The organism is Serratia sp. CY27727 (assembly GCF_052169275.1).
Taxonomy (GTDB): Bacteria; Pseudomonadota; Gammaproteobacteria; order Enterobacterales; family Enterobacteriaceae; genus Serratia; species Serratia sarumanii.
On record NZ_JBJNLB010000011.1, the window covers coordinates 20966 to 37753 of the forward strand.

The following is a 16788-nucleotide window of genomic DNA, read 5'->3' on the forward strand; positions in this document are numbered from 1 at the left end:
TCAGTTCTTCAGACGACCGTTAACCGGCCCGAGAATCCTGAGTAGCGGCCAAGTGTTTATCGCACCTGGTAAGTGACAAAGAGACAAGACGGGAAATAGCAGAAGAATGTGCGCCAGAACGGCACTGCTGTTGGGAACCAACAACCGGTAGACAACGGATCATTAATCCAACCACCTCCACGCGCGCCGTTCGGAGTGAACGACCCAGCCTCTAAAATAGTGTAAGAACGTGACCGTTCGATGAAGCGGCGGCGCTCACGGCGAACGCCTGCGACGGATAATAGCGCAACGGCGGCGAATGCAAAGCGGAAGTTTATCGCGCCTTCCCCCACTCAAGACCGCCGTACTGTGCAGCAAATGAACCGCGCGCGCAGTTTATACCGGTAAGCAGGTGAAAAAGCAAAATGAAAATTCGCCGAAAACTGTTTCAAGCGATGAAAATGGCGCCAACCCGTTTGCGCAAAAGAGCGAAAGCGCAAAAAATTACTGGCAATCTGGCTAAACCCTGACCTAAAATAGACGTCCAGATGTTAATCCATCTATACTGGTTAACTGATAAACTGCTTAACGGCTTTGCCTGAGGGGCGTTGCAGGATGCATCTCGCGCCATCAGCGGAAGACCCTTCGCTTTGATGCCGGATCTCCAGCGCTGTGCAGTAATTTCTAACCCGTCTTATGCAAGGTAAAGAACACAATGGCTAAACACCTCTTCACGTCCGAATCCGTCTCCGAAGGACATCCCGATAAAATCGCCGATCAGATCTCCGATGCCGTCCTCGACGCCATCCTGGAACAAGATCCGAAGGCGCGCGTCGCCTGCGAAACTTACGTGAAAACCGGTATGGTACTGGTCGGCGGTGAAATCACCACCAGCGCCTGGGTCGATATCGAAGAGATCACCCGCAAGACCGTGCGCGAGATCGGCTACGTTCATTCGGACATGGGCTTTGACGCCAACTCCTGCGCAGTATTGAGCGCCATCGGCAAACAATCCCCGGATATCAATCAGGGCGTTGACCGTACCGATCCTCTCGAGCAGGGCGCCGGCGATCAGGGCTTGATGTTTGGCTACGCCACCAACGAAACCGACGTGCTGATGCCGGCACCTGTGACCTACGCGCACCGTCTGGTGCAGCGCCAGTCCGAAGTGCGTAAAAACGGCACCCTACCGTGGCTGCGTCCGGACGCGAAGAGCCAGGTGACCTTCCAGTACGACGACGGCAAAATCGTCGGCATCGACGCCGTGGTGCTGTCCACCCAGCATTCCGAAGACATCGCGCTGAAAGATCTGCAAGAAGCGGTGATGGAAGAGATCATCAAACCGGTCCTGCCGGCGGAATGGCTGACGGCGGGCACCAAATACCACATCAACCCGACCGGCCGTTTCGTTATCGGCGGCCCGATGGGCGACTGCGGCCTGACCGGCCGTAAGATCATCGTCGACACCTACGGCGGCATGGCGCGCCACGGCGGCGGCGCCTTCTCCGGTAAGGATCCGTCTAAGGTTGACCGTTCCGCGGCCTACGCGGCACGCTACGTGGCGAAAAACATCGTTGCCGCCGGCCTGGCCGATCGTTGCGAAATCCAGGTGTCTTACGCTATCGGCGTAGCGGAACCGACCTCCATCATGGTGGAAACCTTCGGTACCGAGAAAGTGCCAACCGAACAGCTGACGCTGCTGGTGCGCGAATTCTTCGATCTGCGCCCATATGGCCTGATCCAGATGATGGATCTGCTGCAGCCGATCTACCGCGAAACCGCTGCCTACGGCCACTTCGGCCGCGAGCACTTCCCGTGGGAAGCGACCGACAAAGCCGCGCTGCTGCGCGATGCCGCCGGCCTGAAATAAGCCCCGACATCAACATGAAAACGGCGAGCCCTGGCTCGCCGTTTTTTTTTGAGCGGATGGGTGCTCTTGGATCAACGCATCGACTGCCGGCAAGCGGAGGCAAAGCCCCCGCCGCCGGGTTGCCTTACCGTTCGGATTCGTAAGCCAAAATGGCCGCAACCTCCGTAGTGCCCGCTCGGATCCGCAGCTCACACAGCGTGCTGCGGGTTATCCATGCCAGTGATATTACAGTGACACAAATAATCACCAGTTTTAACGGGCTGCGTTTGTTCGGCATCATGCCTTCTTCTCCTTGCCTCGCGGCGGGTAAGAGGCTAACTTAACGTTGTGACGCGTTAGAGTAGGCCTCGGGTTGATGAATATCGACTCGGGGCTTTTCTCTTTGTACCTTTCGCAGAAGCTCCAGAGACAAAGATCCAGAGCACCCGCCCGCAGTATATTCATCTCACCGCCACGCCTCGCGTTCCTTTTCGCACGCAATATCGTTTTTGCGCATCCGTTCGCAGCGCCTTGCAACATCATGAAAAATAAAAAAGGCCCAGCGACGCTGAGCCTTTGATGACAGAGAAAACGCAGCCGAGACGCCGCTTACGAGGTCTGCTTACGCAGCAGATACACGAAGTACGGTGCACCGATAAAGGTCGCCAATAACCCGGCGGGGATCTGATACGGGAACAGCAGCATCCGTCCGCACCAGTCGGCAAACACCATCAGCAAGCCGCCCAGCAGCGCGGCGATCACCATTTGCGGCAGCGCGCGGCGGAAGCCCAGCATGCGCGCCATATGCGGCGCCATCAGCCCGACAAAGCTCAGCGGCCCTACGGTCAGGGTCGCCATGGCGGTCAGGGTGGCAGCCAGCAACAGAATGGTCAACCGCGCCGGCGTCAGCGCAATGCCCACCGAACGGGCGGTGGCGCCGCCAAGCGGCAGGATGGTCAGCCAGCGGCGGCACAGCGGCGCCAATACCAGCAATCCGGCGGCGATCAGCGCGGTGCGCAGCGCCTGCGCCGGCTCCACCGAATAGGTCGAACCGGAGAGCCAGGTCAGCAAGCCCCCCATACGCGGATCGCCGCTGGCCAACAGCAGGAAGATGACGGTGGTAAAGGCGGTGCTGAGCGCAATACCGGCCAGCAGCATGCGTTCGGTCGAGAAACCGCCGCGGCCTGCGGCGATCATGATGATCAGCAACGTAGCAGCCGCCCCCAGACTGCCGGCGGGCAGCAGCCACACGAAGGCGTCGCCCGGCACCATAAACAGCATCATCACGACGCCAAAAGCGGCGCCGGAGCTGATGCCCAACACTTCCGGGCTGGCCATCGGGTTGCCGGTCAACTTCTGGATCAGCGTGCCGGCGACTGCCAGCATCATGCCCGCCGCCAGCGCCGACAGCACGCGCGGCCAGCGCCACGGCAGCAGAGCGTCCAGTTCCGCGCCCAGGCTCCAGTGCCAGCCGCCGGCATTTTTGCCCAGCATCAACGCCAGCGCCAGGCCGATCAGCAGCACGAGGCCGCCCACCAGGATCCAGCCGGGCAGATTCCCGCGTTCGGCAGGCACCTTGTCGCCGAGGTTCATCGGCGGCGGCGTGGCGGCGCTGCGCAAACGCGGCAGCAGCCACAGCAGCAGCGGCGCGCCGAACAGCGCGGTGGCCGCGCCGGTCGGGATCTCGCGCCACACCTGCGTTACCCCGAGCATCACCTGATCGGTCAGCCACAGCAACAGCGCCCCCAGCAGCGGCGCCAGCATCATGCGGTGCGCCAGGCGGCGAGCCCCCAGCATCTTCGCCATCAGCGGTGCAAACAGGCCGATAAAGCCGATAACGCCCACCGCGCTCACCAACATGGCGCTGAAGATGATGGCCAACCCCAAAGCACAGAAGCGCGCCATCGACAGCCCTAACCCCAGGTTGCGCGCCACACCGTCGTCCAGCCCCAGCAGCGTCAGCGGGCGCAGCAACAGCGCCGCCAACAGGCCAGCCACCAGCAAACGCGGCAGGAGGAACTGCACGGCGCTCCAGTCCTGTTGGTTCAACGCGCCGGTGCCCCACAGGAACATGCCCTGCAGCTGATCGTAATGAAACAGCGCCAACAGGCTGTTGACCGCGCCGCAATACAGCCCCAGCACCAGCCCGGCCAGAATCAGCGTGACCGGCGACATCCGCTTGCCCCAGGCAACGCCGAACACCAGCCCGCCCACCACGATAGCCCCCACCATAGCGGCCAACTGGCGAGTAAACTCACCTCCCGGCAGCACCCACAGCGTGGCGATGGTCAGGCCGAGCTGCGCGCCGGCGGCCACGCCGAGCGTCGACGGCTCCGCCAACGGATTGCGCAACACCTGCTGGAACAGCACGCCGACCAACCCCAGACCGGCGCCGGCCAACAGCGACACCGTCAACCGCGGTAGTTGGCTGTAATGGAACAGCATTTGCCGCACGTCGTCGATGTCCGGCGCGCTGAGCGCCCGCGCCCATTGCGCCGGCGGCAGCTGCTGCGCCAGGTTGTATATCGTCAGGCCACCTGCCGCCGCCAGCAACAGCAGGATCAGCGTCAGCGGCAATTTCCGGATGCCCGAACTCATGACGCACTCTCCTGAGCCTGCGCCAGCAGGCGGCAAAATCGCATCGTCGACAGCGTGGCACCGTAGAACCACACCGCCGGCACCTGCCGCAACTGGTTTTGCCGCACGAAGGGCAACGACTGCCACAGCGGCGTCGCGCTGACCTTGTCCATCATCGCCTGATTACCGTGATCGAGATAGATGACCCGCGCGTTACGCACCGTAGCCAACCGTTCAATGCCCACCACCGCCGTGCCCCAGAAATTGGTTTCTTCCTGCCAGGCATTGCGGATGCCCAGTTGATCCATCGCCTCCTGGAACAGGCTTTTCTGGCCGATGATCAACGCATGGCGCGTGTCGATCAGTGAAAACAGCAGCAGCGGTTGCCGCGTGTAGCTTTGCAGGCGCTGACGCGCGTCCTGCATAAAGCGGTCAAACTGCGCCAGGTGCTGTACCGCGCGGCTTTCTATGCCCAATCGTTGCCCCAGCGCCAGCAGTGACTGGCGGGCGACGGTCAGCGGTTTGCCGCTGCCGTCGTTGAAGCCGAAGCTCATGGTTGGCGCGATGGGTTGGATCTTTCGCGGCGTCGGGCCATAGCCTTGTGACAGCAACACCAGCGAAGGCTGGAGCTGCTGCAGCAGTTCGAGGTTAGGTTCGGTGCGCTGGCCGACGTCGACCACCGTCGCCGGCAGCTTCGGCTCCGCCACCCACAGGTTGTAGTTATGCACATCGGCCACCGCCAGCGGCGTCACGCCCAATGCCAACAGCAGTTCGATCGGCAACCATTCCAGCGCCGCAACGCGGGCGATATCCGGCGGCGCATCCGCCGCTCGGCCGGGCAACGACCCCAACAGCGGCGACAGCGCCAGCGCCATCAACAAACGGCGGCGCAGCGGATCGTGAGAAGAAGTGAATGCAGAGGACATCAGTAGACAAAACTCACCGGCGCGCCGCCGCTCGGGTGCGGCAACGTGCCCATAGGAATACCGTAAATTTGTTCCAGCACCGGCCCCTGCATCAGTTCCAACGGGCCGCCCTGGGCGATCATTTCACCGCCGCGCAGCGCCACCAGATGGTCGCAATAGCGTGCCGCCATGTTGATGTCGTGCAGCACGGCGATCACCGTGAGATCGCGTTCGCGGCTCAGGCGCTGGATCAGCGCCAGCACCTCGACCTGATGCGCGATGTCCAGCGCCGAGGTCGGTTCGTCAAGCAGCAGGCAGCGGCTGTCCTGCGCCACCATCATCGCCAGCCAGGCGCGTTGGCGCTCGCCGCCGGAGAGGCTGTCCACCAGGCGGTTGGCGAACGGCTTCAGCCCTACCAGCGCGATGGCCTCCTCCACCAATTGGCGATCGTTGGCGCCAAAACGCCCTAGCGCGCCGTGCCACGGATAGCGGCCGACGGCCACCAGCTCGCGCACCGTCATGCCTTCCGCCGCCGGCAACTGCTGCGGCAGGTAGGCCACCTGGCGGGCGAAGGATTTGCTGTCCCACTGCGCCAACGGCTGCCGATTGAGCAAGACCTGACCACCGCTGGGCGCATGATGCCGCCCGAGCAGTTTCAACAGGGTGGATTTACCGGAACCGTTATGGCCGATCAGGCCGCAGACTTTGCCCTGGGGAAAACTGAGCGACAGCGGTTGCAACAGCACCCGGCCGGGGACGGCGAAGCTGGCGTTATCCAGCGCGAAGGTCGCGCCGGGATTAAGAAGTTTGTCCTGCATAGATCCTGCTTTGTCCGGGGCGACGCGGCGCCGCCCCGGCTATCCGGTTAGAAACGGAAGGTTGCGGTGGCGACCACCTGGCGTTCTGCGCCCCAGTAGCAGCCATAGGTAGCAAAGCAGCTGGAGACATATTCCTTATCAAACAGGTTGTTCACATTGATGCCAATCGAAGAACCCGGCAAATTGAAACGCGCCAGATCATATTTTATCGCGGCATCAAACACCGTGTAATCCTTCACTTTAAACGTATTGGCCTCGTCGCCATAGCTGGAGCCGACATAGCGAACGCCTGAACCCAAGGTCACACCGCTAATCGCAGTTTCATGGAAGGTGTAATCCGCCCACAGAGAAGCCATGTGTTTAGGGATAGCGGAAGGTGTATTCCCCTGTAGCGAAGTATCTTTAGTATATTCAGCATCCGTGTAAGTGTAAGAGCCCAACAGATTGAGGTTAGCCGACAAGGCCGCCTTCGCCTCCAACTCAATCCCACGAGAACGGACCTCCCCTCCCTGGACGCTAAAGAACGGATGTTCTAAGTCAGCCACTTTATTGTTGGTTTTAGTCAACTGGTAAAGCGCCACACTGGCGGTGATCGGACGATCCTTAGGTGCGTATTTAACCCCAGCCTCATACTGCTTGCCTTTAGAGGCAGCAAACGTATTACCTGAAAAATCAGTGCCTGAGGTTGGCTCAAACGATTCGCTGTAGCTGACATAAGGCGCGATGCCGTTTTCGAAAACATAGTTCAAGCCAGCACGGCCGGTAAACTGGTTATCCTGCTGCTTAGAGACGGAATTCTGGTTCAGGCGATTGGTGCTGTTGGTATCGCTCCAATCATAGCGCCCCCCCATCGTCAGAACCCAGTTGTTCCATTCAGCCTGATCTTGCACATACAGGCCGGTCTGCTCCTGACGGTTAACCTGACTGGCACCACCGGTAATGGTATAGCTCCGATTGCCGTACTGTGGAGCGATGACATTCAGATTGGATGCACTGCCATATTGATAAACAACATCATTGCGCATACGCATATAATCCACACCCATCAACAAGATATGGTCAACTTGCCCGGTCGCAAATTTAGCCTGTGCCTGTGTGTCGACCGCAAAGCTGGACATATGCTCTTTGGAATTCATCACGCCACGCTTCAGCTCAGCTGAATTATCTGGATCAATGCCTAGGCCGTAAATAGAACGGTAGTCCACATCCATTTTCGAATAACGCAGGTTTTGGCGCACGGTCCAAACATCATCAAAACTATGCTCAAAGGCATATCCGACCATTTGCTGCTTGCGGGAAATGTTGTTATAGCCAGGCTCACCATCGTTGAAACTGGTCGGTAACTTACCGTTGATACCATTTTGCACCGTACCTTCTTTCGGCAACCAGCCATAGAAGCCAACGCTAGGATCATCCTGGAAGCTGCTGAGGAAAGTCAAAGAAGTGCGATCATCAGGTCGCCAACTGAAGGAAGGAGCAATAGCATAACGTTTACTTTTCTCGCCAACCTGCTGCTGATCTTCATCGCGCGCAACCCCCGTCAGACGATATGAGTAAACCCCCGCATCATCCAAAGCGTCACTGAAGTCAAAACCGGTCTGGAACAGATTATCTGTCCCCATTTTGAATTGAACTTCGCGCAGCGTCTCTGTTGTCGGCCGCTTACTGACCAGCGCGACCACCCCACCAGGGTTGCTTTTGCCGTACAATACCGAAGACGGTCCGCGCAGTACTTCCGCTCGCTCAAGGAAGTAAGGGTCTATCTGATAAATCGAATAGTTATCGTCCTGCAGTTTCAGGCCATCCAGATACATATTGGTACCTACCGAGCTGAAACCACGGATGTTCACTGCATCATAGGCGGTGGAGGCACCGCGATTCCCAATCATCACACCTGGCGTATAGGCCAGTGCGCCCTTCACCGTATCCGGCTGGCGCATGTCCATCTCTTCACGCGTCACTACGGAAACGGACTGCGGGTTCTTCTCGATTGGCGTATCGGTTTTGGTGCCGGTGGCGCTGCGTTTGGCGACATAGGTGCCGACCGGCCCCCAGGCGCTTTCCTGCTGGGCGGTATTGCTGCCGCCCACAACGGTAATCGTGTCTTCCTTGGTGGCCGGCTTGGCGTCGGCGGAAAAAGCTGGCATCGCCAGCGTGCCCAACGCCGCAGCGACGGTGATCGCTAACGCGCTGACGGGGGTACGGCCCTGCTTGGCCGCGGATGACGAAAGACGCTTGGTCGGCATAGTTGATTTCTCTGATGAATTATTAAATGAAGAATGTAAACGATAATAATTATTATAAGCGTCGCATTTTATGCAGAAGCCAAATTAAACTGCAAGCCGAATTCATGGGGTAAATAGGTTAAGGATTAGGCGCTTAGCCATGCGGTTAACAGGGAAATAAAACGAGCGAAAAAATAAAAAAGCCCGCAACCAAGGTTACGGGCTTAATAACAAAGAAAAAATTTTCACCGGGGCCGACGCCCCGGTAGCGATTACTGGCCGAACATATCCTTGATCCAGCCGGCGACGCCATCGCCATCTTTTTGCTCACCCGCCGCCGGTTGCTGCTGTTGCTGCACCGCCGCCTGGCTGGCCTGGCACAACCCCTGCGGATTGTCGGTCCAGACCGGGATGGTGCGCCAGCTGCTGCCGCCGCAGATAAAGTTGCCGGCAGAGTCGATGCTCATCTGGTTAATGCCTTCCGGCGGCTGCAGCATCAGCGGCAGCGGCGTCTGGTTTTCCAGATAACGACGATACAGGGTCAACGCGCCGTTGGCGCCGGTCAGCTTGGCCGGGCCGTTGTTGTCGCGCCCCACCCAGGCGATCGCCACTTCCTTGCCGTCGATGCCGGCGAACCAGCTGTCGCGCAGATCGTTGGTGGTACCGGTTTTCGCCGCCAGGTTGTAGTTCGGGAACTTCACCGACAGCGAGCGGGACGTCCCGCGCGCCACGCCTTGCTGCATCGCGTACAGCGTCAGGTAAGCGGCCTGCGCCGGCACCATGCGTTCGGCCTGCGGGAAGCTCTGGTACAGCACCGTGCCGTCTTCGGCGATCACCGAACGCACCGCCGACAGCGGCGCACGATTACCGCCGCTGGCGATGGTCTGGTACTCCTGCGCGACTTCCATCGGCGTCAGGCCGATCGCGCCCAGCAGCATCGAAGGCACCGGGTTGATCTCCGCTTTCGGGATGCCCAGACGTTGCAGCGTGGCGCTGATCTGATCCAGCCCCACCGACAGGCCAAGGTTCACCGTCGGCACGTTCAGCGAGTTGGCCAACGCATCCACCAGCATCACCTGACCGCGGAATTTGCGATCATAGTTGTTCGGCTGCCAGACGGCGCCGTTCGGCTGTTTCAGCGACAGCGGCGCATCCGCCAGCCAGGTGTTGAGGCGGTATTTATCCGGTTCGGACAGCGCGGTCAGGTACGTCGGCGGCTTGGCCAGCGAGCCGACCAGGCGGCGCGCCTGCATGGCGCGGTTGAAACCGGCGAACTGCGGATTGGCGCCGCCGACCATGGCGCGCACTTCACCGCTGAAGCGATCGACGATCACCATCGCCGCTTCCAGATCCTGCACGTGACGCGCAGCGCGCAGCGCCGGGATGCCGTCTTCGACCGCTTTTTCCGCCGCGTCTTGCGACACCGGATCCAGCGTGGTGAAAATCTTCACGCCGGACAGATCATTCACCTTATCGCCCAGCCTGGTCTGCAGCTCCTGACGCACCATCTGCATAAAGGCCGGCTGTGGCGTAATGACGCCGCCTTTCGGCTGCACGCCCAGCGGACGCGCGCTCAGCATGTCATACAGCTCGCCGTCGATCACGCCCTGGTTCTGCAGCAGCTTGAGCACCAGATTGCGGCGTTCCAGCGCCAGTTTCGGGTTACGCCACGGGTTATACAGCGACGCGCCCTTGACCATGCCGACCAGCAGCGCCTGCTGATCGAGGCTCAGCTCGTCCACCGGACGGCCGAAGTAGTACAGGCTGGCCAACGGGAAACCGCGGATCTGGTCGCTGCCGCTCTGGCCGAGGTACACCTCGTTCAGATACAGCTCCAAAATGCGGTCCTTGCTGTAACGGTAATCGACCAGCAGCGCCATATAGGCTTCGTTGGCCTTACGCCACAGCGAGCGTTCGTTGGTCAGGAACAGGTTCTTCACCAGCTGCTGCGTCAGGGTACTGCCACCCTGCACCGCACGGCCGGCGGTCAGGTTGGCCAGCACCGCACGGCCGATGGAATACGGGCTGATGCCGTCATGCTCATAGAAGTGGCGGTCTTCCGTGGCGATCAGCGTATCCACCAACAGATCCGGGAAACCGGCGCGCGGCACGAACAGACGCTGTTCACCGTTTGGCGACTGCAGCATGGTGATCAGGCGCGGATCGAGGCGGAAGAAGCCGAAGCTGCGGCCGCTGTCCAGGTTTTCGATCTTAGCCAGACGGTTGTTCTGGAAATCGAGACGGGCGCGGATCTGCCCTTCTTTACCATCCGGGAAATCGAACGGGCGGCGCAGCATCTCGATGCTGTTAGCCTGCACGGTAAACTCGCCCGGACGCGTCATGCGGCTGACCTGGCGATACTGCATGCCTTCCAGCAGGTTGACCATTTCCTTCTTGCTGTACGGCATGCCCGGTTCCAGGTTGACCATGCGGCCGTACACTGCCGCCGGCAGCTGCCAGACTTTGCCGTCGATGCGGCTGCGGATCTGGGAATCCAGATAGACGCCGTAGATCGCCAACAGGACGGCGATCACCAGGATCAGTTTGATAATCAGGCTGAGCCAGCGGCGTTTTTTACGCGGCGGAGTCGCTTTTACCTTACGCGGCATGCGTTCCTCCTCCTCTTCATACTCATCATCGTCATACTCGTCTTCTTCGTAATCGTCATAATCGTCGTCTCGGCGACGGCGCGGCGGCTTGCGCGACGCGGTGTTTTTTGGTTGTTTTCCTTTGCGCCCGATGGGCTCGCGGTCATCCCCAGCCATGGCTGTTGTTCTCCGAGCTTGCCGACACTGCCGGCCATGATTAGTCGCTTAATCTGTGCCTACGCCGCAGCGCTGACCAGAAGAAACATCTGAATTCCAAACCTTGAATGATCGCGGCCTACTGATATTTCTTCGTTCGGCGCGTCGGTACCGCCGTGGCCGGATCGTCCGGCCAAACGTGTTTCGGGTAGCGGCCCTTCATCTCTTTTTGCACCTCGCGGTAGGCGCCTTGCCAGAAGGCCGCCAGATCGCCGGTGATTTGCAACGGCCGGTGCGCCGGTGAGAGTAACTCAAGCACCACCGGGATGCGACCCTCCGCCAACATCGGGCTGCGCTGCTCACCGAACACCTCCTGCAAACGCACCGCCAACGCCGGCGGTTTACCGGCCTCATAACGGATCGGCAGGCGGCTGCCGGTCGGCACAGTGTAATGAGTGGGTAGCGCATTATCCAGCCGCTGCTTTTGCTGCCAGTCCAGCAGGCGGGACAGCGCCTCGGCGATGTTGACCTGCTTCAAGCCGCGCAGATCGCGCACGCCATTCAGCGACGGCAACAGCCACTGCTCCAGCGCCGCCAGCAGCGGCTCTTCATCCATCGCCGGCCATTCCGCCTCCGGCAACCAGGCTTGCGCGCACTGCAGGCGCACCCGCAATTGTTCGGCTGCGCCCTCCCAGTTGAGCACCGCCAGCCCCTGCGCACGCACCCAATCGAGCAGCGCCTGCTGCAGCTCTTCGTCCGCCGGTTTGGCCAGCGGCTGGGCGCGCAGCGTCAGACGGCCGATCTGCTGGCGCTTCCAGGCGCGCAGCGTGCCCTTCTCGTCATCCCACTCCACCGCCGTGCGTTGCGTGACGATCGCCGGCAGCTGCGCCGCCAGCGCGTCGATGTCCACCGGCAGCGCCAACAGGATGCGCGCATCGGGGCTGTTGTGGCCCTGCAACAGGCTGGGGACGATGAGCCAGGGCGCGCGCGACAGCGCCTCATCCTGATTCATCGCCGCCCCCATGCCGTTGGCCAGCAGGTAGCGGCCGTCCTGGCCTCGCCGCTGGGCGATGCGATCGGTAAACGCCGGCGCCAACAGGCGCGGCGCCAGATCGACGTCGACTTGCCCCGCACGTTGCGGCAGGCGTTTGGCAAACTGCGCGGCACGCTGCCGCCAGTTCGGTTGCGGGCGGCTCAGCCAGTAGCCGATATCCATCTGCCCGCCGCGCGGCGGTTCTTCCAGCAATGCCGCCAGCAACGCCGCCGTCGCCAGGCCGTCGGCACTCAGCGCCGCGCCGGCGGTCAGCATCGCCGCCAGCCGCGGCTCGCATCCCAGCGCGGCCATCTGGCGCCCCGGTGCGGTAAGTTTGCCACCGTCATCCGTGGCCCCCAGCCGGTGCAACAGCGCCCTGGCCGCCGCCAATGCGGCGGCAGGAGGCGCATCCAGCCAGGTCAGCTGCGCCGGGTCGTGGCAACCCCACTGCAGCAACTCGAGCCAAAAGCCGGTGAGATCGCTCTGTAAAATGTCCGGTTCGGCGTGTTCCGCCGCGCGCTCCGCCTGTTCTTTGGCGAACAGATGCCAGCAAATGCCCGGCTCCAGACGCCCGGCGCGCCCGGCGCGCTGCACCATCGAAGCCTGACTGATGCGCTGCGTCGCCAGCCGCGTCAAACCGTTGCGCACGTCGAAACGCGCCACGCGTTCCAGGCCGCTGTCCACCACCAGCCGAATGCCCTCGATCGTCAGGCTGGTTTCAGCGATGTTGGTTGCCAGCACCACCTTGCGGCGGCCAACCGCCGCCGGCTGAATCGCTTTTTGCTGCTGCGCCAGAGGCAGCGCGCCATACAGCGGGCAAAGATCGGTATCGCTCGCCACCTCGCCGGTCAATCGCTCCAGCACCCGATTGATCTCCGCCACGCCCGGCAGGAACAGCAGCAAAGACCCCGGCTGTTCGGCCAGCAGGCGCTTCACCGCCGCCGCTACGCCATCCTCCAGCCGCTGATGGCTGGCCAACGGCTGATACAGACGCTCAACCGGGAAGCTGCGCCCCTCGGACACCACCACCGGCGCTGCCGGCAGCAGCTGCGACAGGCGCGCGTTGTCCAAGGTGGCCGACATGATCAGCAGTTTCAGATCGTCGCGCAGCCCTTGCTGCACGTCGAGCAGCAGCGCCAGCGCCAGATCGGCCTGCAGGCTGCGTTCGTGGAACTCATCGAGGATCACCAGCGACACGCCCTGCAGCTCGGGGTCCTGCTGCAGCATGCGGGTGAGAATGCCTTCCGTCACCACTTCCAGCCGGGTCTGCGGCCCGCTTTTACTCTCGGCGCGCATGCGGTAGCCCACGGTCTGGCCGGGCTCCTCCCCCAGTTGCTGCGCCAGGCGATAAGCGACGTTTTTCGCCGCCAGCCGCCGCGGCTCCAGCATGATAATGCGCCCCGGCAACCCGGCCTTAGCCAGGATCTGCAGCGGCAACCAGGTGGATTTACCGGCGCCGGTCGGGGCGTGCAACAGTACCTGAGGAGCGGACTGCAACGCAGCCAGCAACTCATCAAGCACCGCGCTGACGGGCAATGAAGACACTGAACTCTCCGTGGTGGTTAACGTTAAACGGCGTACAGTGTAGCATTAGCTTTGCCCCCGTAGCCTTTCAAACTGCGGCGCCGTTAGCTATAGTACGGAGCTCGTCCAGGCGTCCCGCTTCGCGCGAGGCCGCTGCAAGCCGCATTCAAATCTGTTCCTGACGGATTTGTCATTATTTACCGAGCCCCCATGTCCAATTCGCGCCGCCTGTTTTTCGCCCTGTCCTTGCCTGATGCCCTGCAACAGCAGGTGATCCGCTGGCGCGCCGAGGCGTTTGCGCCGGAGGCCGGCCGGCCGGTGGCGGCGGCTAATTTGCACCTGACGCTGGCGTTTCTCGGCGAAGTCACCGCGCAGAAAGAGCTGGCGCTGCGCAAACTGGCCGGCCGCATCGTGCAACCCGGCTTCAGCATGCGGCTCGACGATCTCGGCCATTGGCCGCGCCCCGGCGTGGTCTGGCTCGGCACCCGCCGCGCGCCGCGCGGGCTATTGCAACTGGCCGAACTGCTGCGTTCGCAGGCCGCCCGCAGCGGCTGCCATCAAAGCGCGTTGCCGTTCCATCCGCACATCACGCTGCTGCGCGCCGCCACCCAGCCGGTGGCGATCCCGCCGGCGACGCCGGGCTGGGCGTTCAGCGCCGACGCCTTTTCCTTGTATGAGTCGGTGTTCGAAAACGGGCGCACCCGTTACCAACACCTCGAACAGTGGCCGCTGGCCACGCAGGCATCCGCATGATTTTCTCTCCACCGCTGCGTTCCGCCACGCTGATAAAACGTTACAAACGCTTTCTGGCGGACGTGATTACCCCGGAAGGGGAAACCTTTACGCTGCACTGCGCCAATACCGGCGCCATGACCGGCTGCGCCACGCCCGGCGACACCGTTTGGTACTCCACGTCGGACAACCCCAAGCGCAAATACGCCCACAGCTGGGAACTGACCCATACCCAACAGGGGCACTGGATCTGCGTCAATACCCTGCGTGCCAACGCGCTGGTACGCGAGGCGATCGAACACAATTTAATCAATGAATTATCCGGTTACAGTAAAATCAGCGGCGAAGTGAAATACGGCGGTGAAAACAGCCGTATCGATTTGTTATTACAGGCAGAAAATCGGGTTAACTGCTATATTGAAGTTAAGTCAGTCACATTACTGCAACAACAACGTGGTTACTTTCCTGATGCGGTAACGCTCAGAGGGCAAAAGCACCTGCGTGAGTTGCTCAGCGTGGTTGAAAGCGGGCAACGGGCGGTGTTGTTCTTTGCCGTGTTACACAGCGGTATTGAGCAGGTCGCACCGGCACATCATATAGATGAGCGCTATGCGGCGCTGTTGGCACAGGTCCGGCAGTTGGGAGTGGAAGTGGTTTGCTACGGGGCAAAGTTATCACCTGACGGTATTTATCTCTGCGATAAGCTGCCGTTTTTTATCGATTAGCGCGGTCGGGTCCCTATAAATAGACAACCGGCCAGCACGATCGCCAAATACGCCCTCCTTCACACGATTGTCAAGCGGGCGACAGGAATAATTGCCAACCTACCTTCCTTCTGTTATTTATAGCGGCCTGTTTTTCCCCCGCATTGGGGATTCGATAGTGCGTGTGTATGTAGGAGAAGCAACATGCAAGAAGGGCAAAACCGTAAAACCTCGTCCTTGAGCATTCTCGCCATCGCTGGGGTGGAGCCGTACCAAGAGAAGCCGGGCGAAGAGTACATGAACGACGCCCAGTTGTCGCATTTCAAGCGCATTCTTGAAGCGTGGCGCAACCAGCTCAGGGACGAAGTGGACCGTACTGTATCGCATATGCAAGAAGAGGCAGCCAACTTCCCTGATCCGGCCGACCGTGCTACTCAGGAAGAAGAGTTCAGCCTTGAACTGCGTAACCGTGACCGTGAACGCAAACTGATCAAAAAGATCGAGAAAACGCTGAAGAAAGTGGAAGACGATGATTTCGGCTACTGCGAATCTTGCGGCGTGGAGATCGGCATTCGTCGCCTCGAAGCGCGTCCGACCGCCGATCTGTGCATCGACTGCAAGACGCTGGCTGAGATCCGCGAAAAGCAGATGGCCGGCTAATACCGTTGTTACCGCTGCGGCGTGCGCACCCGCGTGCGCCGCACAGAGAAAAGGGAACCACTCCCCTCTGATATGCAAGAAAGTCATTATGTGGGGCGCTTTGCCCCATCGCCTTCCGGGGATCTGCATTTCGGTTCGCTGATTGCCGCTCTGGGAAGCTACCTTCAGGCTCGCGCCCAACGCGGGCAGTGGCTGGTTCGCATCGAAGATATCGACCCGCCGCGCGAAGTCCCCGGCGCCGCCGCTCGCATCCTGTCCGCGCTGGAACATTATGGTCTCCACTGGGACGGCCAGGTCATCTATCAATCCCAACGTCACGACGCCTATCGCGCCGCGCTGGATCTGTTGCAGCGTCAGGGGCTCAGCTATTACTGCACCTGCACCCGCAGCCGCATCCAGCACATCGGCGGATTGTACGACGGCCACTGCCGCGATTTGCAACTCGGCCCGCAGGGCGCCGCCATCCGCTTGCGCCAGACCGCGCCCGTTTACGGGTTCCACGATCGCCTGCAGGGAGAATTGCACGCCGATCCGGCGCTGGCGGGGGAGGACTTTATCATTCGCCGTCGCGACGGACTGTTCGCCTACAACCTGGCGGTGGTGATCGACGACCATTTTCAGGGCGTGACCGAGATTGTGCGCGGCGCCGATCTGATCGAACCGACGGTGCGTCAAATTGCCCTCTACCGCCAGCTGCAGGCGCCGGTGCCCGCCTATGTGCATCTGCCGCTGGCGCTGGGCGCCAACGGCATCAAGCTGTCGAAGCAAAATCATGCGCCGGCGTTGCCCGCAGGCGATCCGCGCCCGGTGCTGATCGCCGCGCTGAAATTTCTGCGCCAACCGCTGCCGGAAAGCTGGCAAGATCTTGACCTGCCATTATTATTGAGCTGGGCGGTCGCACATTGGCGGTTGGAAAACGTGCCGCGTCAGGAGGCTATCCCTCTGGATGAAAACACGCCGGCATTCTCAAAGGAGCCATGGTGAGCTATGATTAGCCGCTATTTTTTGTTAGCTCCATTTTTATCAGTCACTATCGAG

Annotated in this window: 12 protein-coding genes; 5 read left to right on the forward strand and 7 right to left on the reverse strand. The window is 60.9% G+C overall.

The annotated features are described in order from the left end of the window. Positions 1–694 precede the first annotated feature (694 nt). Entirely contained in the window at positions 695–1849 is a 1155-nt protein-coding gene (metK, locus tag ACJ8HB_RS20945) for a methionine adenosyltransferase (RefSeq protein WP_033654692.1), read from the forward strand. A gap of 124 nt (positions 1850–1973) precedes the next feature. On the opposite strand, the gene ACJ8HB_RS20950 is transcribed toward metK, so the two are convergent. From ACJ8HB_RS20950 to hrpB, 7 genes are all read right to left on the reverse strand, one after another. Next, positions 1974–2126, reverse strand: a complete 153-nt coding sequence (locus ACJ8HB_RS20950; protein ID WP_039567912.1) for a Hok/Gef family protein — start codon at positions 2124–2126, stop codon at positions 1974–1976. Positions 2127–2437: 311 nt separating this feature from the next. Further along, entirely contained in the window at positions 2438–4426 is a 1989-nt protein-coding gene (gene fhuB, locus ACJ8HB_RS20955) for a Fe(3+)-hydroxamate ABC transporter permease FhuB (RefSeq protein WP_047570582.1), read from the reverse strand. After that, entirely contained in the window at positions 4423–5331 is a 909-nt protein-coding gene (gene fhuD / locus ACJ8HB_RS20960) for a Fe(3+)-hydroxamate ABC transporter substrate-binding protein FhuD (RefSeq protein ID WP_047570580.1), read from the reverse strand. Before fhuD ends, fhuB begins: the two co-directional genes overlap by 4 nt. Beyond that, a complete protein-coding gene (gene fhuC / locus ACJ8HB_RS20965) occupies positions 5331–6128 on the reverse strand; it encodes a Fe3+-hydroxamate ABC transporter ATP-binding protein FhuC (protein ID WP_033654689.1) in 798 nt (265 codons plus the stop codon). The genes fhuD and fhuC overlap by 1 nt, the downstream gene beginning before the upstream one ends. Before the next feature lie 47 nt (positions 6129–6175). Next, entirely contained in the window at positions 6176–8374 is a 2199-nt protein-coding gene (fhuA, locus tag ACJ8HB_RS20970) for a ferrichrome porin FhuA (RefSeq protein ID WP_094860149.1), read from the reverse strand. Positions 8375–8625: 251 nt separating this feature from the next. Further along, entirely contained in the window at positions 8626–11118 is a 2493-nt protein-coding gene (gene mrcB, locus ACJ8HB_RS20975; protein ID WP_094860150.1) for a bifunctional glycosyl transferase/transpeptidase, read from the reverse strand. Positions 11119–11236: 118 nt separating this feature from the next. Beyond that, positions 11237–13675 carry an ATP-dependent helicase HrpB gene (gene hrpB / locus ACJ8HB_RS20980; protein WP_170943495.1) on the reverse strand — a complete coding sequence of 813 codons (2439 nt, stop codon included), beginning with the start codon at positions 13673–13675 and terminating at the stop codon, positions 11237–11239. A 189-nt stretch (positions 13676–13864) separates the two neighbouring features. On the opposite strand from hrpB, the gene thpR reads away from it, so the two are divergent. The 4 genes from thpR (at position 13865) to gluQRS (ending at position 16734) form a co-directional block, all read left to right on the forward strand. Next, on the forward strand, positions 13865–14407 hold the full coding sequence (gene thpR, locus ACJ8HB_RS20985) for an RNA 2',3'-cyclic phosphodiesterase (protein ID WP_033649609.1): 543 nt from the start codon (positions 13865–13867) through the stop codon (positions 14405–14407). Continuing rightward, entirely contained in the window at positions 14404–15111 is a 708-nt protein-coding gene (gene sfsA / locus ACJ8HB_RS20990) for a DNA/RNA nuclease SfsA (protein ID WP_004937572.1), read from the forward strand. Before thpR ends, sfsA begins: the two co-directional genes overlap by 4 nt. Before the next feature lie 183 nt (positions 15112–15294). Beyond that, positions 15295–15750 carry an RNA polymerase-binding protein DksA gene (gene dksA / locus ACJ8HB_RS20995; RefSeq protein ID WP_004937569.1) on the forward strand — a complete coding sequence of 152 codons (456 nt, stop codon included), beginning with the start codon at positions 15295–15297 and terminating at the stop codon, positions 15748–15750. A gap of 72 nt (positions 15751–15822) precedes the next feature. Continuing rightward, complete coding sequence (gluQRS, locus tag ACJ8HB_RS21000; protein WP_047570569.1) at positions 15823–16734, forward strand: tRNA glutamyl-Q(34) synthetase GluQRS; 912 nt, start codon at positions 15823–15825, stop codon at positions 16732–16734. The last annotated feature ends 54 nt before the right edge of the window (positions 16735–16788 follow it).